We start from the raw sequence: 24,336 nt of genomic DNA on the forward strand, positions 1-24,336 counted from the left end.
TGGAGGAGGCCCTGCGCCGTCCCTCCTCGGCGGTGGCGCCGGCCCGCCCCGCCGCACCGGCGGCGAGCCTGCCGCCCGAGCCGGTCGCCGCGCCGCCCGCGCCCGCGCCCGCGCCCGCGCCCGAGCCGGCCCCGCCGCCGCCACCTCCGCCGGAGCCCGAGCCCGAACCGGAGCCCGCGCCGCCTCCGCCGCCCGAGCCGCCGCCTCCTCCGCCGCCGGAGCCCGAGCCGGTCCCGCCGCCTCCCCCGGAGCCGGTCGCGCCGCCCGCGCCCGAGCCGCCGCCCCCTCCCCCGCCGGAGGAGCCGGCCCCGGCCTCGAAGCCGGCCTCGGTCCAGAACCCATTCTCGGTCGAGGAGATCGAGGCCGAGTTCGCCCGCCTCCTCGGCCGGCCGCTCGACAAACGCTGAGCGCCCGGCCTCCGGGCTGTTGCACCGGAACCGCGCCCGCCCGCCCTCGATGACCGGTGCGGGCGCGGCGCTTGCGGGCCGCCCCATCGCGGCCCAGGGTGCGCCGCCATGGCGCCCCCGACTCCCCGCTCCCTCCTCCCGCTTCTCTGCCGCACGGCGGTGGCCCTGCTGTTCCTGTCGGGCGGGACGGCACTCGCGCAGAGCCTGACGGTCGATCTCGGCCCGAGCGGCGGCGTCACCGAGCGGGCCCTGCAGCTCGTCGCCCTCATCACCGTGCTGGCGCTGGCGCCCTCGGTGCTGGTGATGGCGACCTCGTTCACCCGCATCGTGGTGGTGCTGTCGATCCTGCGCTCGGCGCTCGGCACCCAGACGGCGCCACCGAACGCCGTGATCGTCAGCCTGTCCCTGTTCCTCACCGCCTTCGTGATGGCGCCGACGGCGCGGGAGGCCTACCGCACCGGCATCGAGCCGCTGCTCGCCGGGCAAATCCAGCAGACCCAGGCCTTCGAGCGGGCGAGCCGGCCGTTCAAGGCGTTCATGCTGCGCTCGGTGCGCGAGAAGGACCTGAAGCTCTTCCTCGACCTCGCCCGGGCCGGCACGCCGGCGACGCCGGACGCGGTCGGCCTCGAGGTGCTGACCCCCGCCTTCATGATCTCGGAGCTGAGGCGCGCCTTCGAGATCGGCTTCCTCTTGTTCATCCCGTTCCTGATCATCGACCTCGTGGTCGCGTCGATCCTGATGTCGGTCGGCATGATGATGCTGCCGCCCGCCACAGTGGCGCTGCCGTTCAAGCTGATCTTCTTCGTGCTGGTCGACGGTTGGACCCTGGTCGCCGGCTCCCTGGTGCAGAGCTACAGCGGCTGATCCGCCCCTCTCTTGTCCCGGGTAGCGCGCGGCACCAGGCGCAGGCCCTCCCCAGCGAGGTGGGCCGGCACCCCGCGGCGGATCAGCCGGTCGCGCCGGGCCCGGCGCGCGAGGCCGTCGGCCCGGGCCTCGGCCGCGTCGAGGAGCGGCTGCGCCCAGGCCTCGAACCAGGCGCTCTGCATCGCGAGGCCGAGGAGGACGACCTCGCAGGCGAGGACGCGGCACGCCGCCACGACCCGGCGGGTCTGCTCGTCGAGGGCGGTCACGGGATGGGATGCGGCGGGCGGCACACTCACCGGGACGGCACGACCGTCACCGCAGGACGGCGTCCGGACTCGCGCCGTCGCGGCCCGACCGTACGGCCTCGATCACATGAGGATCGATCACGTCGGAATCGGGAATTCGGGAGTCGACGCCCTCCGGCGCGGCCGCGACGGGCAGGACCGCGACGCCCGCGATCTCCGGTGCGGCGTCCACCGGATTGTACGGCCGGTTGTAGCAACGGCAGATCGCATGCCAGAACGCCGCGCGCTCCTCGGGCGCGAAGCGGCGCAGGCAGGCATCGAGGGCATCCTGCCCGGCGCGGGCAAAGTGCTCGCGCGCGCCATCGTCGAGATGGGTCAGCGCCGAAAGGTCGATCGGGCGCAGGTCAGGGTCGGGCAGGATCGGCGGAGGCGGCGCGAGATCGCGGGCTGCTGCGATCGCATCGGGCACGGACGACTCGGGCACGGCTCGGCTCCCTGGTGGTCTTCCACGAGGGATCTAACGCCCAAGGTCCCGCTTCGATCCCGTCCGGCCGCCGGGGCTTGGCGATCCGGGGCTTGGCGATACTGGCTCGGGGCTGGGGCGTACCCCGGTGGTTGGCTTCAGCACGGACTTGGCGTTCTCGACGTCATTGCGGGACCCGGAATGACGCGGAGCGTGACAGGGCCGTCGGTCGAACCGGACGCGTTCTCAAGGCTCGGGAAAGTACGGCGGCGGGATGTTGTAGATCGGCAGGTTGGTGTTGCGCGGCAGCCAGGCGTGGAAGACCGTGCCGTCGGTCTCGCCGTAGGAGACCGGCCGCACCGGGGCACCGGAGACCTGCGGAGGCCCGGGCCGGTGATACCGGCGGACGTGCCGCACGGCCGGACGATACGACTCGTCCCCGACGCGCGCCCGGGCACGGCCAGCGGGGCCCTCGCGATACGCGCCGGGCCCGCCCTCCGCCGCTGCGGGCGCGGCGAGCACCAGGCTCGCGCCGAGCGCAAACCCTGCGGCGAGCACCGGGATCATCAGGACGGGGCGCAGCATGCGGGCGGGTCTCCGAGGCGTTGTCAGCCTAGAGCCTCGAATCCCACCAAGGGCTTAACCGCGGCTCGCGATGGCGACGCCGACCACCGCCACCGCCATGCCGAGGAGCTGGACCGGCGCCAGGGTCTCGCCGAACAGCCCGAAGGCCATCGCGGCCGAGACCGGCGGCACGAGGTAGAACAGGGCGGCGACGCCCGCCACCGCGCCGCGGCGGATCAGCCCGAGCAGTATCAGGATGCCGCCGACCGACAGGCCGAGCACCGCCCAGGCGAGGCCGAGGAGCAGCGGAACCGAGAAATCGAACTCGGCCCGCTCGGTGAGGAGCGCGAGCGGCAGGGTGAGCAGCAGCGCGCCGACGAATTGCGCCGCGGCGTTGGTGCGCAGATCGACGGCCGCGGCCGTGCGCTTCTGCCACAGGGTGCCGAGGGTGATGGCGATGGTGCCACAGAAGCACACGCCCAACGCCTCCGGCGGGATGCCGCCGGCGGCCCCGGCTCCTCCGATCTTGGGCGCCAACACCAGCCCAGCGCCGACGAGGCCGATCGCGATGCCGAGCCAGCGCAAACCCGAGACCCGCTCGCCGAGGAGCGGCCCGGCCACCGCGGCGGTCAGGAGCGGTTGCAGGCTCGCCACCAGCGCGGCGATACCGGCCGGCAGCCCGCGATGCACCGCCCAGAACACCGCGTCGAGGTAGAGGCCGTGGATCAGGATGCCGGCCACCATCGCGTCGCGCCAGCCGCGCCAGCCCCGGGGCCACGTCGCGCCGGCCGCGAGCGCGATGCCCGCCAGCACGATGGCGCTGAGGCCGAAGCGCACGGCGAGGAAGGTCAGCGGCTCGGCATGCGGCGCGATCAGCCGCGCCACGATGAAGCCCGTGGCCCAGATCAGGACGAACAGGCCGGGCGCCAGGCGGGTGGGCCAGGATGCGTCGGACAGAGGCAGGAGGCGGGTCATGGTGCCTGCGCAACGAGCACGAGCGCGGCCGTTCCGCAACCGGCACCTTGGCCGTATCGCCCCGCCCGCCACGCGGGGCTCGGCCTGCCGTGCCCCGAAGGACGCGGGAACCGGATTTCTGGCCGCCCGGCTTTCCAGGACCGGGCAACGCGCTCTACCTGAGCCAGCAGAGTCCGCCGGGCGGGCGGTCTGCCGGCATCGCGAGATCCGCCGGCGGCACTCGGGACCGGGAGGCTTCATGACGTCGTCCAGTCCGAGAGCCCGCGCGCCGTGATCCGTCCCCGCACCGCCCTGGAGATCGCCGCGATCGCGGCGCAGCGCTTCGTCGCCCATGACGGCTGGGCGATCGCCAGCCACATCGCGCTCTCGCTCCTGACCTCGCTGTTCCCGTTCCTGATCCTGCTCACCGCGCTCGCGGGCGTGTTCGGCACCAAGTCGCTCGCCGACGAGGCCGGCAACCTGCTGTTCGAGATCTGGCCGAGCGAGGTGGCGGGCCCGATCGCCGGGGAGGTCCACCGGGTGCTGACCGAGCAGCGCGGCGGGCTCCTCACCCTCGGCGCGGTGCTGGCGCTGTACTTCTCGTCGAGCGGGGTCGAGAGCCTGCGGGTCGGCCTCAACCGGGCCTACGGCCTGCGCGAGATGCGGCCGTGGTGGCTGACCCGCCTCGAATCGATCGGCTACGTGATCTGCGCCGCCTTCGCGATGCTGGCCTTCACCTTCCTCGTCGTGCTCGGCCCCCTGGTCTGGCGCGGGCTGGTGCTGGTGGCGCCGGGGCTGGAGCCGCTCGGCCTCACCATCGCGGTCGGCCGGGTGACGGTGACGGTGCTTCTGGTGGCGGGCGTCCTGGTGATCGCCCACAAGTTCATCGCCGCCGGGCGCCGGCGGGTCGCCATGGTGCTGCCCGGCATCGCCGTGACCCTGGGGCTCTGGGTGCTGGCCGGCCTCGGCTTCGGGATGTACCTCGACCGGTTCTCGAGCGCCTACGTCTCGACCTACGGGGGGCTGGCCACCGCGATGGTGTTCCTGGTCTTCGTCTACTGGCTCGCCGCGATGTTCCTGTTCGGCGGCGAGATCAACGGCACGGTGATCGCCGCCCGCCGCCGGCGCCTCCAGGCTCGGGCGCAGACCCGACGGGACACGATCAAGATGCTCTGACCGTCGATCCGCCGGCCGCGAGCGGAGGTCAGCTCCAGGCGTGGAACGGCGGGTTCACCCCGTTGAGCGCGTGGTTGCCGACGATCGCCACCTTCCAGCGCACCGGATCGTGCAGGGTATGGGTGCGGGCGTTGCGCCAGTGCCGGTCGAGGTTGTGCTCGGCCAGCGTCGAGCGGGTGCCGGACAACTCGAACAGGGTGTTGGAGGCCGCGAGGGCGACCTCGGTGGTCAGGACCTTGGATTCGGCCACCGCGAGCTGGGCCGCCGCCACGCTCTCGGGCGTCGGCGCCGCCACCGCCGCGTCGATGGCGAGGCCGGCCCGGTCGAGCAGGGCTTCCGCGGCGTGCTGGCGGATCGTCAGGTCGCCGACGGCGCGGATCGTGTAGGGGTCGTCGGAGGCCCGCTCCTGGCCGCTGTCGATCCAGGGCCGCGCCTTCTCGCGCACGAAGGCGATGGTGTCGTCCAGCGCAGCGCGCCCGATTCCGGCATCGATCGCCGCCTGGATGATCTGGAAGATCGCCCCGTCGACCCGCGGCGCGGTGTAGCCACGCCAGGCCGGCACCAGGCGGCCCTTCTCGACGCGCACGTCGTCGATGATCACGGTGCCGCTGGCGGTGCCGCGCTGCCCGAAGCTCGACCAGTCGTCGATGACGGTGAGCCCTGGCGCGTCCCGATCCGCGATGGCGTACCAGGGCCGGCCCTCGTCGTCGACGGCGACGATCGGCACGAGATGGGCGAGCAGCGCCCCCGTCGCGTAGAATTTTTTGCCCCGGACGACGACGTGGTCGCCGTGATCGGTGAAGCGGGTCTCGAACTCGGCGGCGCGCTTCGTTCCCTTCTCCGAGAAGGCGTTGCCGAAGCGGGTGCCGGCCAGCACCGCCGCGAACAGCTCCTCCTGCTGCTCTGGATCCGACACGGTGCGGATCGCCGCGACGATGCCGAGATGGTTCTGGGCGATCTGGGCGATCGAGGGATCGGCCGCCGCCACGATCGCGATGACCTGGGCCAGCGTCCGGTAGGAGACCTCCGGCCCGCCAAAGGAGCGCGGCACGTTGATCGACCACAGCCCGCTCTGCGAGAAGGCGTCGAGCTCCGCCAGCGGACGGGCGCCGGTCCGGTCGCGCTCCGAGGCGCCCTCCCGGAACCGGGCGGCGAGGGCGTGGGCGATCCGGATCGCCTCCGCGTCGTCGCGGATGACGTGGGCGGGCTCGGCCGGGCGGGCGGGGCCGGGCGCGCCCTGCGGCGCGGGCTCGGCGATGTGGCTCGGATTGACGGCGATGTTCATGGGCTGGCTCCGCGATCGTCGGGAGATTGGCGGCGAGCGACCGCACCCCTCCCCTCGCGCAGGAGAAAGGATCATCGGCCCGCCGAGATGATGAAGACACGACGATGATCGCCGATCATCTGCTGAAAACTGATCGTGCAATACAAATTTTGCCGATGAATGCCGCTTCGTCAAACGAAGCGATCCATTTAATTTTCCGTGTTTCTGGAAATTCGTTGTCGTCGATCAGCGAACGGGCAGAAGCATTTTTTCGACCGGCGCCTGCCCGCCGCGATCGCCGGACCCGGCGTCGCCCTCCGGCCGCTCGTGGACCGGAATGCGAGGGGGCAAAGGCTCATTCCCGCCGGGTCCCACCCCCCACCCTAACGTCGAGGGTGGGATGGGGCAGGCCCCCGCGCCAGCGGCGCCAAGGCTGCCAGGACACGCCGATACGAGAAGGGGCAGGCTTTCGCCTGCCCCCCGCATACCCTCACGCCGCCATCGCGTAGTCCGGCTCCGGCGCCGCCGCCATGAACTGGGCCCGGGCGAGGTCGGCGAAGCGGCCGCCCTCGGCCACCAGCTCGTCGAAGGTGCCGCTCTCGACGATCCGGCCCTCATGGAAGACCAGGATGCGGTCGGCGTCGCGGATCGTCGATAGGCGGTGGGCGATGACGAAGGTGGTGCGGCCCTCCATCACGGCCTCCAGCGCGCCCTGGAGCTTGCGCTCGGTGGCGGCGTCGAGGGCACTGGTCGCCTCGTCGAGGATCAGGACCGGCGGGTTCTTCAGCAGCGCCCGGGCGATCGAGAGCCGCTGGCGCTCGCCGCCCGACAGCGACCGGCCGCGCTCGCCGATGACCGTGTCGAGCCCGTCGGGCTGGCGCGCCATGAACTCGGAGGCCTGGGCGCGGTCGAGGGCGTCGAGCATCTCGGCGTCGGTGGCGTCGGGCCGGCCGACCTGGAGGTTCTCGCGGATCGAGCGGGCAAACAGCATCGGCTCCTGGAACACCACGCCGATGTTGTGGCGCAGCGACGACAGGCCGATGTCGCGCAGGTCCTCGCCGTCGATGCGGATCGCGCCGGCATCGGGGTCGAAGGCGCGGTGGAGCAGGCCCAGCGTCGTCGACTTGCCGGATCCGGTGGTGCCGACGAGCGCCACGGTCTCGCCGGCGCGGGCCGTGAACGACACCCCGTCGAGCGCCGGGCGGCGGCCGTCGTAGGAGAAGCGCACGTCCTCGAAGGTCACGTCGCCGGCAAGACGCGCCACGGCCTTGGCGCCGGGCCGGTCGTGAACGGCGGGCACGGTGTCGAGGATCTCGAAGAATTCCTGCATCTTCGGCGCCTGGAGGAAGACGCCGTTGACGAAGGCGACGACCTGGTCGAGCCGGGCGACCAGCATGGTCGCGAGGCTCATGAACGAGACCACGTCGCCGACGGTGGCGAGCCCATGGCCGTGCAGCACGATGCCGGTGACGAAGATCGCCGTCATGGTCAGCGTGGCCGAGGCGCGGGTGGCGACGGAGGCCAGCGCCCACCACGACAGGACCGGGATCTGGGCCGCGAGCAGGTCGCGGATGATGCCGTGCATCGCCTCCTTCTCGGCCTTGGCGCGGGTGAAGGACTGGATCACCGCGACGTTGCCGAGCGCATCCGAGGCGTGGGCCGCGAGGCCCGAATGGTACTCCTCGACCTTGCCCTGGAGCGATTCGGTGCGGCGCAGGACGAAGGTGGTGAGCGCGGTGAACACCACCATCAGGGCGACCAGGATCGAGCCGAGCTGCCAGTTGAGGAACAGCGTCAGCGGCAGCAGCACCACGAGGGAGACGAGCGCGGCGCAATGGTCGCGGAAGAAGCCGAGCCAGGTTGCGGCCATGCCGCTTGTGCCCTCCAGCATCGCCTTCAGCACCCGGCCGGAATGGTTGGCGGAGTGGAAGGCGAGCGGCAGGTCGAGGACGTGCTCGAAGTAGTTCGCCATCGCCGCGAGGCGGCTGCGATGGGCGAGCCGGTCGGCGTGGAGCGCGATCAGCACGCCGGCGCCGATCGAGAACAGCCCGAAGCCGACCCAGGCACCGACGAGGAGCAGCAGGCTCGACGTGCCGGCGCCGCCGGCCGGCAGGTGGGTGAGCCGGTCGATGATGCGGCCGAACAGTACCGGCTCGGCGAAGGCCGCCACCGCGAGCGCGACGTTGGCGGCGGCCAGAAGCGCCCCGAGGCGCAGATCGGGCCCGAGCTGGCCCATGACTCGAGCGTAGAGCCTGATCAACCGCATCGACGGTGAACCCTGATGAGATGCCCTTGTGACGCGGCCCGGGCCCTCGCCCGCCGCCTGCCCCGCGCGCGGCCTGTTGTGGCGGCCGTTCGATCGCATGGTCTTCTCTATGACAGATCCTCGCTGAACGGCGCATGACGGCGAGGGGCCGGGGCAGCGGCATTTTTACCGTTCGTTGACCGTGTTCGCCTTAACCTCCGAGGCAGGACACACGCGACGTCCGGTGACGCGCCCCGCGACCGGGGCCGCGCGGCGGCGCATGAAGGGGCCGAGCTCAGATGGATATCGCAACCGGCGCCGGCCTCGTCGGCGGCATCGCGGTCGTGTTCGTGCTCATCATGATCGACGGCGGCAACTTCGCCGCCTATTTCGACAAGCACGCGGTGATCGTGATCTTCGGCGGCGCCACCGCCGCCACCATGCTGCGCTTCCCGTTCTCGGTCATCGTCCACGGCGTGCCGATGGGCCTGCGCTACGCCTTCAACATGCGGGCGATCCGGCCGCGCGAGCTGATCGACGAGATCACCAAGATCGCCGACGTGGTCAAGCGCCAGGGCCCGATGGCGATCGAGAACCTCGACATCTCGGACCCGTTCCTGGCGCAAGGGGTGCGCTACATCGCCGACGGCTACGACCGCGAGTTCATCCGCGACACGATGGAGCGTGACCGCGACAACTTCCTGATGCATCTCGACGAGGGCTCGAAGGTCTACCGCGCCTTCGGCGACTGCGCTCCGGCCTGGGGCATGATCGGCACCATCCTCGGCATGGTGACGATGTTTGCCAACATGTCCGACCCCTCGAAGCTCGGTCCCGCCATGGCGACCGCGCTGCTCGCCACCCTCTACGGCGCGCTCATCGCCAACATGATCACCCTGCCGATCGCCGACAAGCTGCACGTCAAGCTCGAGGAGGAGGACGTGTCGCGCACGCTCATCATCGACGGGGTGCTGCTGATCCGCGACGCCAAGAGCGCCTCGCTGGTGCGCGAGATGCTGATCGCCTACCTGCCGCATAATCATCGTGAGGACATGGCCGCCGAGGCGGCCTGATGCATCGTGAGGGACATGGCCGCCAAGGCGGCCTGATGCATCGTGAGGGACATGGCCGCCAAGGCGGCCTGATGCATCGTGAGGGACATGGCCGCCAAGGCGGCCTGAGCCGGCGCGCGCGCTTCGAGGAGACCTGAGCGGTGGCTAGAAAGAAGCGCGGGGCGCATGGCGGCCACGGCTGGTTCGTGACCTTCGCGGACCTGATGGCGCTGTTGATGAGCTTCTTCGTCATGATCGCCGCCTACTCGACGCAGGACCAGAAGAAGCTCCAGGCGGTGGCCGGCTCGATGCGCGACGCCTTCGGCAACAACCGCGAGTCGCGCTTCAACGGCATCATCGAGAAGAACGGCCTGCCGGGCGCGACCCGGGCGCGTGACACCCGCGACATCGCCCCCGAGAAGGCGACCGACCGGCCCGAGCCGCCCAGCCCCGACGAGGTGCTGGCCGACGGGACCCAGCGCAACTCCTACAAGGACGGGTTCGGCCTCGCGGTGACCTCCCTGCGCCAGGCGTTGCAGGACCTGCCGGAGATCGCCGAGCTGTCGAAGAGCATCGTGATCGAGGTGACGGCGCGAGGCCTCGACATCTCGCTGGTCGACCAGGACAACCGCTCGATGTTCCCCGAGGGCTCGACCCGGCCGAACGACCGCACCCGCCAGGTGCTGGAGCGGATCGTCCCGACCCTGCGCCGGCTGCCCAACCGCATCGCGGTGACCGGCTACACCGCCGCCGACCGCCCCGGCCGCCGCGCCGCCGCCCCGCCCTGGGAGCTGTCGGCCGGCCGCGCGGTGAGCGTGCGGGAGATCCTGGCCGGCGGCGGCTTGCCCGCCGACCGCTTCTCCGCCGTCGCCGGCAAGGCCGATACCGAGCCGCTGTTTCCCGACAACCCGTATTTGCCGGCCAACCGCCGGGTGACGGTGACGCTGCTCAACGAGGCGCCGCCGGCACCGCGAGGGGTGGGGTTCCCGTGAGGCACGCGCCCGCGTGTCATCCTGGCCTCGTCACTGCGCCGCGTCGGCCCGCGGCGCCACCAGGGGCAGGGAAGCCTTCTCGTTCGCCGGAGACGAGGCCGCCGCTTGGCCGGCTTCGCGGCTACAGCCTCGACAGCGCCAGGACCGCCAGGGCAATGACCGCCACCGCGATGCCGATGCGCAGGAGCGGCGACATCACGGTGCGGGTCGGGCGGCTCGTCTCCTCGGTCTCGTAATCGTCCCAGACTGAATCGCGGTAATGAGGCTGCGGTGCCACGCGTCGTTCCTCCATCATGGTGCATGACGTAGAGCGAGAGGCACCGCTTTAGAACCGACCACCTGCCCGGATGCCGAATGGATCCTTAATCGCCCGGGCGCCCGCGGCAATGCGAAGGACTTGGACTATTTTCCTTTGCCCGTCGGGGCTGGAAGTACTGGGCGTGACCTGGGGAGGAGCGTCGTCGCGTGATGGTGACGGCTCCGATCGCGGCACCTCGGTCCGCTGGAGCAGGACGGATGGCGCTACTTCGCCACCAGCAGCGCCCAATACACCTTGTACTTCGACCCCGGCGCATAGGCCGTCGCGATCCCCATCCGGGTCGCCGTGGGATCGAGCATCACGGCGTTGTGGGACGGGCTCTCGCGCCACCCCGAGAACGCCTCGGCCAGCGTGTGGTAGCCGGCCGAGAGGTTGGCGGCGGGCTCCGGGTAGCCCATCCGGGCCGCCACGGTCTTGACGATGTCGGCCTGGCTCGGGCGGCCGGCGGCGGCCATTGCGGCGGTCTCGGTCTCGGCGAGGCGCTGGAGCCCGGGATCGAGGGCGAGCGGCGGAAGCCCCTTGTTGCTGCGGTAGGTGGCGATCATGTCGCGGGCCGCGCCCGCGTCGATCTGGGCGCCCGTCGCCGCCATCGGCCAGTACAGGCTCGGTCCCGCCGCCCCGGTCGGGCCCCGCGTCGCATCGCTCGCCGCGCATGCGGCGAGGGACAGCGGCAGGACCAAGCAGGCGAGGCGCTTCAGCGCGGCGGGACGGAGGATCACGGCACGGTCTCGGGGGTTTTGCGACGCTCGGCCTCGGGCTCGGGACGGGTCTCGCCTCGGACCTCGGGACGGAAGGCGGCAGGGTTCGTCATGCGGGCGATCTGCCCCATGGCGTCCTGCATCGCGTCCAGCCCCTGGACCGTGACGATGCTCGCACCGGGTCCGAGATTGGGGATCAGACCCTCGTCCGACAAGGTCTTGAACACCGCGAAGTTGAGGTCGCTCTGCACTTTCGCCTGCGAGCCGACGTCGGTGATCATCGCGATCAGCTCGAATTCGAGGAACGGATCGCCGATCTTGCGGAACACCACCCGGGGCGGCGGTTCCTTGAGCACGTCCGGATGGGCCTTGGCGCAGCCGGCGATCAGCTCGGCGGCGTGGACCGGGTCCTGGTTGCGCAGGACGCTGACGGTGATCGTGACGCGCCCGGTGCGGTCGCCGCGCACCCGGTTCTTCACCACGCCGGAGATCAGGTTCGAGTTCGGCACGATCACCGCCGAGCGGTCGAAGGTCTGGATCTCGGTCGAGCGCACGCTGATGCGCCGGACGTAACCCTCGTTGTCGCCGATCACCACGAGGTCGCCGACCCGGATCGGCCGCTCCCAGAGCAGCAGCAGGCCGGAGACGAAGTTGTTGACGATCGATTGCAGGCCGAAACCGATACCGACCGACAGGGCGCCGGCGACGATGGTGAGCTTCTCCAGGCTCAGGCCCAGATACGAGAAGGCGAGCGCGATGGTGAGCAGGAAGCCGACATAGCCGCTCACCGTCGAGATCGAGTTGCGCAGGCCGGGATCGAGGTCGGTGGCCGGCAGGTAGGTGTTCTCGAGCCAGCGCTGCACCGCCTTGGTGATGACGAGGCCGAGCGTGAACAGACCGATCGCGATGGCGATGGTCGAGAGCGAGATCGTCACCCCGCCGACGGTGAAGCCGAAGAACGCGGCCTGCGCCCAGGCGAAGATGTCGGTCGAATCGACGCCCCAGGAGGCGAGGAGCAGCACGCCGGCGGCGGTGAGCAGCAGCACCCGCACGAAGCCGGAGATCAGCACCGCGATCTGGTTGAGCGAGCGCTTGCGCAAGCCCGTATTGGCCTGGAGCGCCGTGGCGATGCGGGACTCGTCCTGGAGGGCGGAGGCCACCACCGCATCGACGCTCGAGATCGCGAGGTAGAGGATCGCCGCGGCGATCGCGGTCCACATCAGCTGGTCGATCAGGAACGACGACAGGGCGATGTAGCCGACGAGCGCCGAGATCCCGATCGCCGCCACCACGATCCAGCCGAGGATGCGCAAGGGGCCGCCGATGCCGGTATTCGACTCGGCCGCGATGTAGGGGCCGAGGCAGGCCTCGTCGGTCTCAGCCCGCGCCGCGAAGCGGCGCAGGCCCTCGGCGAGCACCACCGCGACCACCGCGGCGAAGACGCCCTTGGTGACGATGGTGACGGGCAGGCTGAGCGAGATGCCCTCGTTCAGCCCCTCGATGGTGCGGCCGACCGCGATCACCGAGGCGATGGCGATGACGAGGCGGTTCAGCCGCTCGGCGGTGGCGTCGGTCATCGCGACGAGGCGCCAGGCCGGCCGGTCGGGCGAGAGGAGCGCGTCGGCCATCGCCTCGACCACCGCCACGAAGGCGAGCGAGGCGACGATCCGGTGGGCCGCCGGCAGGAGGCGCACCGGCAGCAATTCGGTCACGTCGAGGGTGTAGCCGACGAGGAAGCTGCCGAGCACCGCAGGCACCGCGCCGACGAGGAAGACCCGCCAGGCCGCCATCACCCGGGCGTAGCGGCCCGGCTGCGCGGCCTTCGACGAGCGGTGGCCGATCCGCGGGGCGATGTGCCGACGCCCGACATAGAGCGCCACCGAGACGCCGATCGCGAGCGCCAGCAGGAACAGGTTGAGCGCCGTGCCCCGGCGCTGAACCTGGATCACCGAGTCGTCGAGGGAGGATTTCAGCGCCCGGATGTCGCGGCTGAGGTCGCTGGTGGCGCGCATCCACAGGTTCGGGCTCACCAGGCCGTCCGTGCGCTCGAACAGGGCACGGGTGAAGGCGGCGCGGCGGCGGTTGCTGATCTGATCGGTGATCTGCTCGCTCTGGACCAGCAGCGAGCGGGCGAGGCGGAGCGTGTCGTCGATCTCGGCGACGCCGGCCTCGCGCTGCGCCCGCTCCTGCGCCACGTCGGCGCCCTCGGGCTCCTTGGGCTTAGGGCCGAGCTGGGTCAGCCGCTCCTTGGCGGCGTCGAGCCGCGGCCCGAGATGGTCGACGACCTGGCGCAGGCGATCGGCCACCGGGGGGATGCCCTCGCGCAGGAGGGCAAGGTCGTCCTTGTTCAGCTCGCGGTGGGTCAGGGCCTGCTCGCGCTGGTCGAGGTCAGCCTTCTCGGCGTCGAGCTGGGCGCGGATCTGCTTGATCTGCTCGGAGATCGGGGTCTGCGGCGGGGGCTTGGGCGGCTCGGCGGGGGCGGCGGCCGGCTGGCCGGCGGCGGGCTGGGCCGCGGGCTTCGCGTCGCCCTTGCTCGCGTCACCCTTGCCGGCGGGCGCCGCCGGCGCCTGCGCGACGACCGCGCGGTCCGGCTTCGCCGCCTGTCCATGCGCGACCTGTCCCTGCGCCGCCGCGAGCCCGGGGCCCAGCAAGGCGGCCGCCAGGGCGATCGTCCATCGGCGAAGCTGTCTCATGCGCAATCCTTCTCACCCGCGTGTCGGGCTCGTCTCCCGGCGGCCCGGCATGGTCGTGACGAGGCGGCCCGGCTGGCGGCCGGCTTTCCTCGCGATGGGTCGGTTCGAGCCGTCTACCTAGGTCATCCGGCCGGACGAGGGAACCGGCGAGGCGACCGGACCCTGGAAACGAGGCGGCCCGCGGCATCGCGGATCAATGGGGCGAAAATCGGTGCCGGCCTTCCCGCAGCCGCGGCGAGGCCTTCGACGCCGGAATCCCGGGGAGGCAGATTCGTGTGAGGCGTGACGAGACGACCCGGCCGGAAACCTTCACAACCCTGTCATGCTGCTATTAGAGTAAGCCTCAATGGACACGGCCTTTTCGTTCTGCTGCGGGAGGATGTCGGTGATCGCCCCTCATCAGCAGCCCAGACGGCGCCCGGATCGCATCCCGGCCGCGCCCCCCGGCGTCCGCTCCCCGAGCGGCCGGCGCGGGCATCCGCCGTGTCCCCCCACGCTTCCCCCCACTCTTCCCGACCGGCTCGGAGGATAGGCGATGGTCCCCATCTCCTCTCCTGGCGAGCGACGCGAGGACCGGCATCGAGCCGGCTCCCCTCGCTGCGGTCGGCCCGTCGCCAGGGCAGGATGATGCTGGACCTTCAAACCCTCGTGCTCAACGCGGATTACCGGCCGCTGTCGTACAATCCGCTCTCGCTGTGGTCGTGGAAGGATGCGTTCACGGCCCTGTTCCTCGACCGCGTCACCCTGGTGGCGAGCTACGACGTCGAGGCGCGCTCGCCCAGCCGCTCCCTGCGGGTGCCGAGCGTCGTGGCGCTCAAGAGCTACGTCGCGATGGCGCGCAGCCCCGCCTTCACGCGCTACAACATCTACCTGCGCGACACGTTCTCGTGCCAGTATTGCGGCCTGCGCCTGCCGTCGGGCGGCCTGACCTTCGACCACGTGGTGCCGCGCTCGCGCGGCGGCCTGTCGAGCTGGGAGAACGTCGTCGCGGCGTGCAGCCCGTGCAACCTGCGCAAGGCCAACCGCACGCCGGAGGAGGCCGAGATGCCCCTCCTCAACGAGCCGCGCCGGCCGAGCCGCCACGAGCTGCACCGCCGCCAGCCGGAATTCGATCACCGCCAGTACCACCACACCTGGATCGACTACCTGTACTGGGACAGCGAGCTGGAGACCTGAGCGGGGGCCGGACCGCGAGGCTCGCCGGATCCGGCGACCGGGACATCTCCCCGGCCGTCGCGGGCTTCGGAGTCGTGCCGGCCTGTGTCGTCGTGCAGGGATGTGGGCGACCGCACCGATCGTCTCGGCCGGCCTGGGAACGGAGCGGCGGTGCCGCTGCACCGTCGCGAGCGGGCGCTGCGCCGGCCGCGCATGGCCTGACAGCAGCTGACAGTCGACAATCGACGAATGCTGCTCAATGTGTTGTGCTTTCTTGCCATTTCTCGGCCGTTAATCTACGCTTATTATCTCTAAATTGATAATCATACTCACAAAATGTACTGTAAAATTTTATTATGAGATGCATATATACAGAAATTCTCAAGAAAAATCAGAAATAAGCAATTTATAATTATAGATAAACGAAGTATTTGCTTTGATATTAGTATATAATTTACAAATAATATCACTTTCGTATTCGCAATAGTTAGACTAAGAACAATACAGACGGCCCAAACCGAAATATGGTAGTTGATATTCATAGCTTGATTTCCTAGCGTCCGAATCGTGACCCGATTCGCCAAGGATATAGAAGTGATATTTTCCCAGACGAAAATATTAGCCGCACTCCTCATGTTAGGCACGACCGCGGCCTCGGCCTTCGAGATGGGGGATGCGACGCAGACCATCTGTGCCGACGGGACCGGCAAGTTGTGCAGCACGCTTCCGACGGACATGAACCACGTCCGGCTGCTCCCCGGCTACGATCCATCGACGAATGGCGCTCCGCCAACGGGCCCATTCAGCCAGACATTCGTCGATTACTTCGGATGGCAGGCCTTCATCGCGCTCAACTGGCCGGTCGACGCGAGCGGCGCGCCGTCGAAGACCAAGACGCTCGTGACCGACACGACCTCGCCGCGCGTCTGGAGCACCTACAAGACCAAGGACGACGTGTTCCGGGTCCCGGCCCTCGCCGCCCTCGACGAGGCTTGCCCGAGCGTTCCGGGCAAGCTGCGGCTGTTCCGGACGTCGAAGTTCGGCCTGTCCGAGTTCGGCGAACCGGGCGACGGCCAACCCCTGATCGATCGCCAGGGCAACTTCGTCCTCTACGACATCCGCCTCAACGGCGCCGAGGTCAATTACCTGACCACCAACAAGCTGACGACGCTGTCAGGACAGAAGGCTTTCAACAAGACCTACAATTTTCCCGCCGGCTTGGGCGACAAGCCCGGCGCCATCGAGATCAAGACGTCCTGGCGGATCATGACCGACCAGGACGACAAGCGGAAATACTACACGGCGCCGGCGACGATCGCCGTCCCGGCCGGCTCCAGCGCCTCCGGCAAGCCGATGTGCATCGACGCGACGGTCGGCCTCGTCGGGATGCATATCGGCCAGAAATTCACGAACCCGACCCGGTTCTCGGAATACTGGTCCTGGTCGACCTTCGAGCACACGCTGAACGCGCCGCTCGCCGACAAGCCGCCGGGCGCCAAGCGCGTGCCGGTCTCGCCCCTCAACAACCTCGCGACGAGGGGCTTCTCGCCGCCCACCTGCACGCGCGAACCGGTCAAGGCCGACCGGACGGCGTACTCGTTCTACAACAATGCGTGCGACGCCGAGACCTGCCCGATCAACACGCCGCCCAAGCAGGCCGGGGCCTACAAGTGGGCCGCCGCTTCGCCCTATGCCAAGGCCTACATGACGCCGGGTGCGGGCGGGCCGTTCGGGACGCAGGTCGCGCGCTGCTTCGAGATCTATCCGAGCGCCGAGGCCGTCACGGCGACCTACCACGCGACGCTCGGCACGTCGCCCTGGGCCAACTACATGCTCGTCGGCGCCCAATGGGCGTCCGCCCACAGCAGCGAATTTCCGAGCGACATCCAGCCCTTCCCCGGACCGATCTACCTGACCAACACGACGATGGAGACCTACATCCAGACCGCCCCCGCCTCGCCCGCCGGCTTCGGATCGGGATCCTGCGTGCTCTGCCACAGCAAGGCCACGGACGCCGCGCGCAACCCGTCCAATTTCAGCTTCCTGCCCTTCTCCGCCAAATAGGACGTCACGGGCAGCGCACGGCCGGCCGGGATCCGCAGCGACACCCGGCCGACCGGCACCGCACACGACGCACGCCCCGCGCGGATCGCCCGCGCGGGCACCCGAGACTCTGGAGACGGCGACGCGGATTGGGCTACACGCTGGACGCTTGTCCCGTCGCGGCCGCGCCGATTCCCCCAGGATCTCGGCACGGCCCGCCAGCGCCGAAAGCCGCATGCCGAACACGACCGTGACCGCCGCCCCCGCGCCCGCCCGCACCCGCCGCGACTGGCCGGGCCTTTTCCTGCGCGCCGTGCTCTCGCTGTTCCTCGGCCTGCCGCTCGGCGGCCTGCTCTTCGCCCTCACGGGGCTCGGGCTCGCGCTCTTCAACGGCGATCCGCTGGTCCAGCAGCCCTGGCTCCTCGCCTTCCGCACCCTGGCGGCCGCCGTCTCCTACGTGTTCCTCGGTGGCTTCGCCTGGACGCCGGAGGGCGGCTACGAGAGCATGCACGCCTGGTACGCCGCCGGCGTGGTGCTGGCCTTCGTGCTGATGAGCCGGCCGTGGCGGCGCTGGACCCGGCGCAAGGCCGCCGAACCCTGGCCGCGGCGAGCCTGACGCCCCGACCGAACCTGCGCGATATCGCCGCGGTCGCGATTGCGGCTTGAGTGGAACGGAACGTCGGTCGGGCGAGAAATTTACTCCCCCCGAGCATCCGGGCCTGCGAGCGCCGGGATGCGTGCCCTCTACCGGAGCCACATCCATGCATCGTCGCGACGTCCTGGTCAGCATGCTCTCCGCCACCGCGGCCCTCGCGGTCACCCGCACCGCCGTGGCCCAGCCGACCCCCGCCGGGGCCATGCCGACGCCGGTCTACCTGGCGATGGCCACCAAGGGCGGCCTCTTCCTCGAGAACACCGCCCGCGACGCCTTCGCCAAGACCGGCAACCCGCGGGTCAAGCGGTTCGCGCGGGCGGAGGTCAACGAGCAGGTCAACCTGGCCAACAAGATCGACCGGGTGACCGGCGGCAGCGTCCCGGTGCCGGTCGGCGGCGGCCAGCCGGGTCCCGGCGGGCTCGTCGGCGGCCTGGTGGGAGCCCCCCTCGCGGTCGCGGGCGGCGTCGCCGGTGCTGCGGTCGGCACCGTCGGCGGCGTGCTCGGGGTTCCCGGCGGCGGCGCTCCTGGAGGCGGCGGAGCTCCTGGAGGCATGACCTCGGACGAGCAGAAGGCGCAGATCCAGGCGCAGCTCTCCGGCCTCCAGGGCGGACCGCAATACGACGCCACCTTCGTCAACGCCTCGCTCCAGGGCCACCGGGAAGCGCAGATGATCCACGGCTCCTACGCCCAGAGCGGCGAGGACCCGGCCTTGCGCCGCATCGCCGCCGGAGCCCTGCCGCTGATCCGGCTGCACATCTCGCAGCTCTCGCAGATGCAGCGGATGATGGGCGGCGCCGAGGGCTGAGCGGCCGCCAGCCGCCGGGCTGCCGCCACGCACAGCCGACATGACGACGTACGACCAGGGTGCGCCGCCAGCTCGCCCTGGTCGTACGTCGTCTCGGGCTCGGCGACGTTCCAGCAGGATGACGCGGACCGCCGATCGGCGCTCCACGCCACTCAACAGGACCTAACGAATCAAATTGACACAATTTATCATCTTGCATGATCTGAAATTGTCTTTTGTAATATGCCAATTATGAGACAAGCTGACGATCCCGATTCGAGGGCGGTCGCTTCAGGGACGAAATCGATGAAAAGAATCGCATCGTTGGCGCTCGCATTCGGCTTCTTCGGTGTCGGCAGCGTACTCGCACAGGAAGGGTGCAAAGCCGTTACGGCATCTTGCTCACAGATGCTGGCGACCTGTGAGGAGAAATGCGGCACCGCGGTGAATCCGGCCCGATGCTCCGCGACAATCTGCGCAGCAGCATTGCCGCGATGCAAGGAAAGTGGCGTTTGGGGCACCAGGACGTCCGCAACGTGCTGGAAGACGAGCAATCGCTCCTAGATCGCCCGCCCCGGACACCCGGCCTCGGCCCGGCAATCCGCACGTTCGCGGCTCCGCCTGTCCGACGCGGCTCGCGGCCAGGCCTTGTTACCCGGTTTCCGATCGATCGCTTCGCGACGCGGAAGCCGGCTTGACTCAAACACCGCACGGGCTGGTGACAGGAGACCCGGAATCGATCTCGCGGATCTCCTCTGACACCCCCTCGCGACCAACCGTCCTCGCCGTGCCGCAGCCGCGGAACGACGAGGGAAGATCCGGCAGTTGCCGCCGAACGGCCTTGCCGGGCAGGCGCCCTCGAGCCGATGCTTCGAGGGCGTGTCCGCATCAGTCCTTCAGGTCCTTCTCGATGTCGGCGAGCAGCGCGAGGTGCTCGCGGATCTGGCCGCGGGCGAGCTTGGCGACACTGAGCGCCTCGCGGTCCTTGCCGCTGCCGAGATAGGCCTCCTGGATCTTCAAAAGCGCCTGATGACCCTCGATCTGGCCGCGGACATACTCGCCGTCGAAGGCCTTGCCGGACTTGGCCTGGTCGAGCTTGTCCAGCATCGCCTTGCCCTTCGGGTCGAGCTGGCCTGTGACCTCGGGCTCCGCCGGCGGCTTCACCTGGCCGGATACGGCCTGGCTGGGATCGCGCATCGCCTTGAGCACGTCGGCGATGGTCTCCTGCTCGGCGACCTCGAAGCGCGCGAACTGCTTCACGTCGTCGTCGGAAGCCTTGGTGAGCGCGACGCGGCTCGCCGCGAGGGAGGCCGACCCGGCCGCGAGGGTGTCGGCGATGTAGCGGGCCTCGGCCTCGCCGATCCGCGCGCCGCTGTTGCCGCTCGCCGCCGCGGTCGGGCCGCCCTGGAGTTGCGCGAGCGCCATGCTGGCGAAGGAGGGGATCGCCACGGCCGAGGCGATGGCGGTCAGTGCGAGACGGCGATTCATGGGACACCTTGCTCTTCGCGGTGGACGCCCTGGTGGCGGACGCGCTCGGCAGCGGACGGCCTTCGATCGCGGCCCCTTGGAGCAAGCACTAACGCCGCGGCGAAAGCGGGGGTTTCAGCGTCGCCTTTCGCGACGTGCGCCGTCCGCCGTACGGGAGATGGGGCGAGCGTCCCCGCTCCGTTCGTGCCCGCCGGCTACGCCGATCGGCGAGGTTACGCCGGGCGTCGTTCCCGTGTCGTCTGCCGGTGGCTAAGGCTCACGGTCGGCAAGCACCAGGGTCGCCATCCGTGCCTGGGTGCCGGACGCGGGACGAACAGAGGCTGGGGATGACCACGATCTTCTTCGGGCCGCTTCGCGCGGCGACGGATGGCGGCAAGGGACGCGCCGGCGGGGCGGGCGCCAGGCCGGCCGCGCCGGTGGTCTGCTCGGCGATCGTGGTCTGCCACGTCCTCGACCGGCGCCGGATGACGAAACCGTAACCCGGCGGCGAGGTCCGGGCCATCCGGCCGCGCGCATTCTCCAACCTCGGCGGCCCGACGGGTGGCCGCACGAGGATGACGTGTCATGCGACGCCTTCTCACCACCGGGATCCTGGCGGGAATCGTGAGCGCGGGGATGCTCGCCGGCGCCCTGGCCCAAGCGCCGGACGCGCTAAAGCCGATGCAGGTGGCGCATGCGGGAGACGGGCGGGCCCGCTTCAGCGCCGAGGACGTCCAGGCCTTCACCGACGCGCGCGTCGCGGCCCTGCATGCCGGCCTGAAGCTCACCCCCGACCAGGAGAAGCTGTGGCCGCCGGTCGAGGACGCGATGCGCAACCTCGCCAAGGTCCGGCGCGACCAGCGCGAGGCCCGGCGCGGGCGCGACCGAGATTCCGTCGCCGAGACCGCACCGGACGCGATCCGCGCCCAGGCCGACGCGCTCGCGGCGCGCTCGGACGCCCTGCGCAAGCTCGCCGACGCCTCGCAGCCGCTCTACGCCACTCTCGACCAGGCGCAGAAGCAGCGCGCCGCGATGCTGACCCGACCGATGGGGCCGGGGCGCCATCGGGGCCCGCACCGGCACCACCGTGACGACTGACCCGGCAAGGGCCCTTGTCCGCGGTGGGCGGACGGTTCGCAGCCCTCTTCCCTCTCCTGCTCCTCCCTCGCGCCGCCCCGGCTTCCGCCGCGGGCGGCGCTGCCGTGTCCGACGCTCGCAACAATCCGCGCAATCTGCACGCAATCCGGCCATGCGATACCGGAATGCGCGGTGAAGCTCGGCAGGATCCCACACCCTGCCGGGCCGTTGCAGGGAAAGGCGCCGCGGCGGGCGAGAACGACGCCGACCGGATCCCCGTAACGGGCCCCCAGGCGGCGCGATCGAACCAGCCGAAGAGCAGCCATGACAGCGTGAACGGCAACCAGCGGGAGAGGCAGATGGACAACGTCATCCGTCCGGATTTCCAGCGTGCGGCCAAGGCCCGAACCGGCGAGGGCAAGACATCCGCGGCCAGCGCTCCCGTGCAATACGTCAAGACCTACGGCGAGGTCGGCGCGCACGCCGTGTCGCTGGTGCGCACCCGCTCGGCGCTGCGCGGCGACGTCTACCAGGTCGTGATCGAGGCGCCCGGCGGCCAGATCGGTCCGGTCGGCGTCGAGCCGGCGACCGAGGACGGCATGTTCGATGCCGACCGCGTCGGCATGGCGGTGACCCGCACCCTCGAGCTGCTGGCCCTGCGCTCCGGCGACTTCGACGTCGCGTGAAGGCGTAGCGTGAGGCGAAGCCGGCCCGGCGCGCGGCGCGCTCAACCCCCTCCCTCTCTCCCGGCAGACCTTCCCGCGTGGACAGCCGCCACCGGGCTGCGCGATCATGCGGAGCTGAGGGTTGGGAGCGCGCGATGGCCGAGCCGACGACACACGAGGACACCTGGACGTTTTTCGAGGGCGCCTGGCACCCGGGCAACGTGCGGATGATGGGGCCGCGCACCCATGCCGCCTGGCTCGCCTCGACGGTGTTCGACGGCGCCCGCGCCTTCGAGGGCGTGACGCCGGACCTCGACCTCCACCTCGCCCGGATCAACCGCTCGGCCGCCGCCTTCGGCCTCGAGCCGGTGGTGGCGGAGCGCACCTGGGCCGAGCTGGTGCAGGACGGCCTGAAGCGCTTCGCGCCCGACGCCGCGCTCTACATCCGGCCGATGTACTGGGCGGAAGGGGGCCTGGGCGGCGCGGTGCGCCTCGACCCGGCCTCGACCAACTGGTGCCTGTGCCTCTACGAGGCGCCGATGCCGCCGCCGACCGGCTTCACCGCCACCCTGTCGCCGTTCCGGCGCCCGACGCCGGACTCGGCGCCCCTCGACGCCAAGGCGGGCTGCCTCTACCCCAACAGCTCCCGGGCGATCGCGGAGGCCGCCTCGCGCGGCTTCGGCAACGCCCTGATGCGCGACGCCATCGGCAACGTCGCCGAGTTCGCCACCGCCAACGTGCTGATGGCCCGGAACGGAACGGTCTACACGCCGGTGCCGAACGGCACGTTCCTCGCCGGCATCACCCGCGGCCGGGTGATCGCGCTCCTGCGCGAGGCCGGCGTCACGGTCGTCGAGACGACGCTCACGGTCGACGACCTGATGGGCGCCGACGAGGTCTTCTCCGTCGGCAACTTCGCCAAGGTCGTGCCGGTGACCGCCCTCGACGGCCGGACCTTCGCCCCCGGGCCGCTCTTCGCCAAGGCCCGGGAGCTGTACTGGGCCTTCGCGCACCGGGGCTGACGCTCCTTTCCGCGGCCCTCCCCCTGCCCGGCCCCCGCCGCCGCCCTACCCTTGAGACAAGCGGGGCGGTACGGGGGACGGGGCGATGATGGTCGTGCGGTTGGCGGTGGCGTGGGCGACGGTCGCGGCCTTCGCGGTGTTCGGCGGCGGCTGGCTCGGCGGCCTCGACGCGCCGCTCGTGGCCGCCGGGCTGTTCGCCTGGCTGTTCGCCGTCATCCTGTGGTCGGCCTTCGGCGTGGTTCACGAGGCCGAAGAGCTCGCCGACCGGCTCGGCGAGCCCTACGGCACCCTGATCCTCACGCTGTCGATCGTCGTCATCGAGGTCGCCCTCGTCGCCGCGGTGATGCTGGGGGCCAAGGCCGCTCCGACGCTCGGGCGCGACACGATGTTCGCCGTCATCATGATCGTGATGAACGGCCTCGTCGGGCTCGGGCTGATCCTCGGCGGCCTGCGTCACCACCGCCAGAACTACAACCTCGACGGCGCCGGCGCCTATCTGGCGGCGATCATCCCGCTCACCACCATCGCGCTCATCATCCCGAACTTCACCACCTCGACCCCGGACGGCTCGCTGACCGCCCTGCAGGCGGTGGCGTTCTCGGTGCTGACCGTGGTGCTCTACGGCATCTTCCTGCTGCTCCAGACCGGGCGCCACAGCGACTTCTTCACCGATTTCGTCGCGCCGGGCGAAGCCGCGCCGGAGCAGGCGAAGCCCCACCCGGATGCAGGACGGGGCGCGATCCTGCGCCATGCCGGCCTGCTCCTCGTCAGCCTCCTGCCGATCGTGCTCTTGTCGAAGAGCCTGGCGGCGATCCTCGACCACGGCATCAAGGCGCTGGGTGCGCCCTCGGCGCTCGGCGGCGTCATCATCGCCGCCATCGTGTTCACCCCGGAGGGCATCAGCGCCATCAAGGCGATCCGCCGCGACCAGCTCCAGCGGGCGATCAACCTCTGCCTGGGCGCCGTCACCTCGACGGTCGGCCTCACGGTGCCGGCCGTGCTCGCCATCGGGCTGATCTCGGGCCAGCGGGTGGTGCTCGGCCTCGCGCCGGCCGAGATGGCGGTGCTCGCCATGACGCTGCTGCTCAGCGTCATCACCTTCTCGCGCCAGGGCACCACGGTGCTGGAGGGCGCGGTCCACCTCGTGGTGTTCCTGACCTACCTGACGCTGATCTTCAGCCCGTGAGGGTGCATCGATGCGGTGTCATGAGCAGAGACGCCCGGCGCGATCCCCGCACTCGGTCATGCTCTCCCCCTTTCCCGGACGACTGGAGCGTCAGCGGAAGGAGATCCGGGATCCAGCACAAGAACTCGCGAAGCATCCGTATCTCTGCAACGTTGCAATAGACAGAGCCGCTTTGCGGCACATCTCATGCTGGATCCAGGATCTCCTTCCACTTCGTTGCAGTCGTCCGGGAAAGTGCGGAGCGGTATAGTTAATTCGCGTCAGCTTTGGCTTCGCCAGGCACGGGGGCAACGCGAAACAAAAAAGGGCGGCGCCGGCAACGCCCAGCTGCCGCTGCCGCCGATGC

24 protein-coding genes and 1 pseudogene are annotated in these 24,336 nt (G+C 70.4%); 14 read left to right on the forward strand and 11 right to left on the reverse strand.

Going from position 1 to position 24,336, the window contains the following annotated elements; translation table 11 throughout:
- A pseudogene (locus ACS5PV_RS13780) lies at window positions 1-407 on the forward strand (hypothetical protein); the annotation flags it as partial.
- A 108-nt stretch (window positions 408-515) separates the two neighbouring features.
- Window positions 516-1,271 carry a flagellar type III secretion system pore protein FliP gene (gene fliP / locus ACS5PV_RS13785; RefSeq protein WP_455395898.1) on the forward strand — a complete coding sequence of 252 codons (756 nt, stop codon included), beginning with the start codon at window positions 516-518 and terminating at the stop codon, window positions 1,269-1,271.
- Here fliP and ACS5PV_RS13790 read toward each other — a convergent pair.
- From ACS5PV_RS13790 to ACS5PV_RS13805, 4 genes are all read right to left on the reverse strand, one after another.
- Window positions 1,259-1,537, reverse strand: a complete 279-nt coding sequence (locus ACS5PV_RS13790) for a hypothetical protein (protein ID WP_455395899.1) — start codon at window positions 1,535-1,537, stop codon at window positions 1,259-1,261. The genes fliP and ACS5PV_RS13790 overlap by 13 nt on opposite strands.
- Window positions 1,538-1,583: 46 nt before the next feature.
- Window positions 1,584-2,000 carry a hypothetical protein gene (locus ACS5PV_RS13795; protein WP_455395900.1) on the reverse strand — a complete coding sequence of 139 codons (417 nt, stop codon included), beginning with the start codon at window positions 1,998-2,000 and terminating at the stop codon, window positions 1,584-1,586.
- Between the two features lie 225 nt (window positions 2,001-2,225).
- The gene (locus ACS5PV_RS13800; RefSeq protein ID WP_455395901.1) at window positions 2,226-2,564 is read right to left on the reverse strand and encodes a hypothetical protein; all 339 of its coding nucleotides are present in this window, start codon (window positions 2,562-2,564) and stop codon (window positions 2,226-2,228) included.
- A 54-nt stretch (window positions 2,565-2,618) separates the two neighbouring features.
- A complete protein-coding gene (locus ACS5PV_RS13805; RefSeq protein WP_455395902.1) occupies window positions 2,619-3,518 on the reverse strand; it encodes a DMT family transporter in 900 nt (299 codons plus the stop codon).
- A 273-nt stretch (window positions 3,519-3,791) separates the two neighbouring features.
- On the opposite strand from ACS5PV_RS13805, the gene ACS5PV_RS13810 reads away from it, so the two are divergent.
- On the forward strand, window positions 3,792-4,673 hold the full coding sequence (locus ACS5PV_RS13810; RefSeq protein ID WP_455396214.1) for a YihY/virulence factor BrkB family protein: 882 nt from the start codon (window positions 3,792-3,794) through the stop codon (window positions 4,671-4,673).
- Between the two features lie 28 nt (window positions 4,674-4,701).
- On the opposite strand, the gene ACS5PV_RS13815 is transcribed toward ACS5PV_RS13810, so the two are convergent.
- The gene (locus ACS5PV_RS13815; protein ID WP_455395903.1) at window positions 4,702-5,958 is read right to left on the reverse strand and encodes an SfnB family sulfur acquisition oxidoreductase; all 1,257 of its coding nucleotides are present in this window, start codon (window positions 5,956-5,958) and stop codon (window positions 4,702-4,704) included.
- Between the two features lie 469 nt (window positions 5,959-6,427).
- Window positions 6,428-8,203, reverse strand: coding sequence for a glucan ABC transporter ATP-binding protein/ permease (locus ACS5PV_RS13820; protein ID WP_455395904.1), 1,776 nt, complete (start codon window positions 8,201-8,203; stop codon window positions 6,428-6,430).
- Window positions 8,204-8,481: 278 nt separating this feature from the next.
- On the opposite strand from ACS5PV_RS13820, the gene ACS5PV_RS13825 reads away from it, so the two are divergent.
- Window positions 8,482-9,255, forward strand: coding sequence for a motility protein A (locus tag ACS5PV_RS13825; protein ID WP_093566534.1), 774 nt, complete (start codon window positions 8,482-8,484; stop codon window positions 9,253-9,255).
- 140 nt (window positions 9,256-9,395) lie between these two features.
- Window positions 9,396-10,226 carry an OmpA/MotB family protein gene (locus ACS5PV_RS13830; RefSeq protein ID WP_455395905.1) on the forward strand — a complete coding sequence of 277 codons (831 nt, stop codon included), beginning with the start codon at window positions 9,396-9,398 and terminating at the stop codon, window positions 10,224-10,226.
- Between the two features lie 121 nt (window positions 10,227-10,347).
- Here ACS5PV_RS13830 and ACS5PV_RS13835 read toward each other — a convergent pair whose 3' ends face one another.
- From ACS5PV_RS13835 to ACS5PV_RS13845, 3 genes are all read right to left on the reverse strand, one after another.
- Window positions 10,348-10,503, reverse strand: a complete 156-nt coding sequence (locus tag ACS5PV_RS13835; protein WP_455395906.1) for a hypothetical protein — start codon at window positions 10,501-10,503, stop codon at window positions 10,348-10,350.
- 245 nt (window positions 10,504-10,748) lie between these two features.
- Window positions 10,749-11,264: a CAP domain-containing protein gene (locus ACS5PV_RS13840; protein WP_455395907.1), complete on the reverse strand. Its 516-nt coding sequence runs from the start codon at window positions 11,262-11,264 to the stop codon at window positions 10,749-10,751.
- On the reverse strand, window positions 11,261-13,936 hold the full coding sequence (locus tag ACS5PV_RS13845; RefSeq protein WP_455395908.1) for a DUF3772 domain-containing protein: 2,676 nt from the start codon (window positions 13,934-13,936) through the stop codon (window positions 11,261-11,263). Before ACS5PV_RS13845 ends, ACS5PV_RS13840 begins: the two co-directional genes overlap by 4 nt.
- A gap of 627 nt (window positions 13,937-14,563) precedes the next feature.
- On the opposite strand from ACS5PV_RS13845, the gene ACS5PV_RS13850 reads away from it, so the two are divergent.
- The 4 genes from ACS5PV_RS13850 to ACS5PV_RS13865 all read left to right on the forward strand — a co-directional run bounded on the left by ACS5PV_RS13850 (window position 14,564) and on the right by ACS5PV_RS13865 (window position 18,594).
- Window positions 14,564-15,112, forward strand: coding sequence for an HNH endonuclease (locus ACS5PV_RS13850; protein WP_048431169.1), 549 nt, complete (start codon window positions 14,564-14,566; stop codon window positions 15,110-15,112).
- A 714-nt stretch (window positions 15,113-15,826) separates the two neighbouring features.
- Window positions 15,827-17,155 (forward strand): hypothetical protein, encoded by a 1,329-nt coding sequence (locus tag ACS5PV_RS13855; protein ID WP_455395909.1) that lies wholly within the window; start codon window positions 15,827-15,829, stop codon window positions 17,153-17,155.
- 214 nt (window positions 17,156-17,369) lie between these two features.
- Window positions 17,370-17,750: a hypothetical protein gene (locus ACS5PV_RS13860; RefSeq protein ID WP_455395910.1), complete on the forward strand. Its 381-nt coding sequence runs from the start codon at window positions 17,370-17,372 to the stop codon at window positions 17,748-17,750.
- A 145-nt stretch (window positions 17,751-17,895) separates the two neighbouring features.
- The gene (locus ACS5PV_RS13865) at window positions 17,896-18,594 is read left to right on the forward strand and encodes a DUF4142 domain-containing protein (RefSeq protein WP_455395911.1); all 699 of its coding nucleotides are present in this window, start codon (window positions 17,896-17,898) and stop codon (window positions 18,592-18,594) included.
- A 188-nt stretch (window positions 18,595-18,782) separates the two neighbouring features.
- Here the strand turns inward: ACS5PV_RS13865 and ACS5PV_RS13870 are convergent, their stop codons facing one another.
- Window positions 18,783-19,127, reverse strand: coding sequence for a hypothetical protein (locus ACS5PV_RS13870; protein ID WP_455395912.1), 345 nt, complete (start codon window positions 19,125-19,127; stop codon window positions 18,783-18,785).
- 334 nt (window positions 19,128-19,461) lie between these two features.
- Window positions 19,462-20,061, reverse strand: a complete 600-nt coding sequence (locus tag ACS5PV_RS13875; RefSeq protein ID WP_455395913.1) for a DUF4142 domain-containing protein — start codon at window positions 20,059-20,061, stop codon at window positions 19,462-19,464.
- 326 nt (window positions 20,062-20,387) lie between these two features.
- Between ACS5PV_RS13875 and ACS5PV_RS13880 the strand changes: the two genes are divergently transcribed.
- The 5 genes from ACS5PV_RS13880 to ACS5PV_RS13900 all read left to right on the forward strand — a co-directional run bounded on the left by ACS5PV_RS13880 (window position 20,388) and on the right by ACS5PV_RS13900 (window position 23,990).
- Window positions 20,388-20,540, forward strand: a complete 153-nt coding sequence (locus ACS5PV_RS13880) for a hypothetical protein (protein ID WP_455395914.1) — start codon at window positions 20,388-20,390, stop codon at window positions 20,538-20,540.
- An 85-nt stretch (window positions 20,541-20,625) separates the two neighbouring features.
- Window positions 20,626-21,138 (forward strand): Spy/CpxP family protein refolding chaperone, encoded by a 513-nt coding sequence (locus ACS5PV_RS13885; protein ID WP_455395915.1) that lies wholly within the window; start codon window positions 20,626-20,628, stop codon window positions 21,136-21,138.
- A gap of 338 nt (window positions 21,139-21,476) precedes the next feature.
- On the forward strand, window positions 21,477-21,803 hold the full coding sequence (locus ACS5PV_RS13890) for a hypothetical protein (protein WP_455395916.1): 327 nt from the start codon (window positions 21,477-21,479) through the stop codon (window positions 21,801-21,803).
- Window positions 21,804-21,937: 134 nt separating this feature from the next.
- Entirely contained in the window at window positions 21,938-22,804 is an 867-nt protein-coding gene (locus tag ACS5PV_RS13895) for a branched-chain amino acid aminotransferase (RefSeq protein ID WP_455395917.1), read from the forward strand.
- Between the two features lie 85 nt (window positions 22,805-22,889).
- On the forward strand, window positions 22,890-23,990 hold the full coding sequence (locus ACS5PV_RS13900; RefSeq protein ID WP_455395918.1) for a calcium:proton antiporter: 1,101 nt from the start codon (window positions 22,890-22,892) through the stop codon (window positions 23,988-23,990).
- The last annotated feature ends 346 nt before the right edge of the window (window positions 23,991-24,336 follow it).

It is taken from the genome of Methylobacterium sp. Gmos1 (assembly GCF_053764715.1).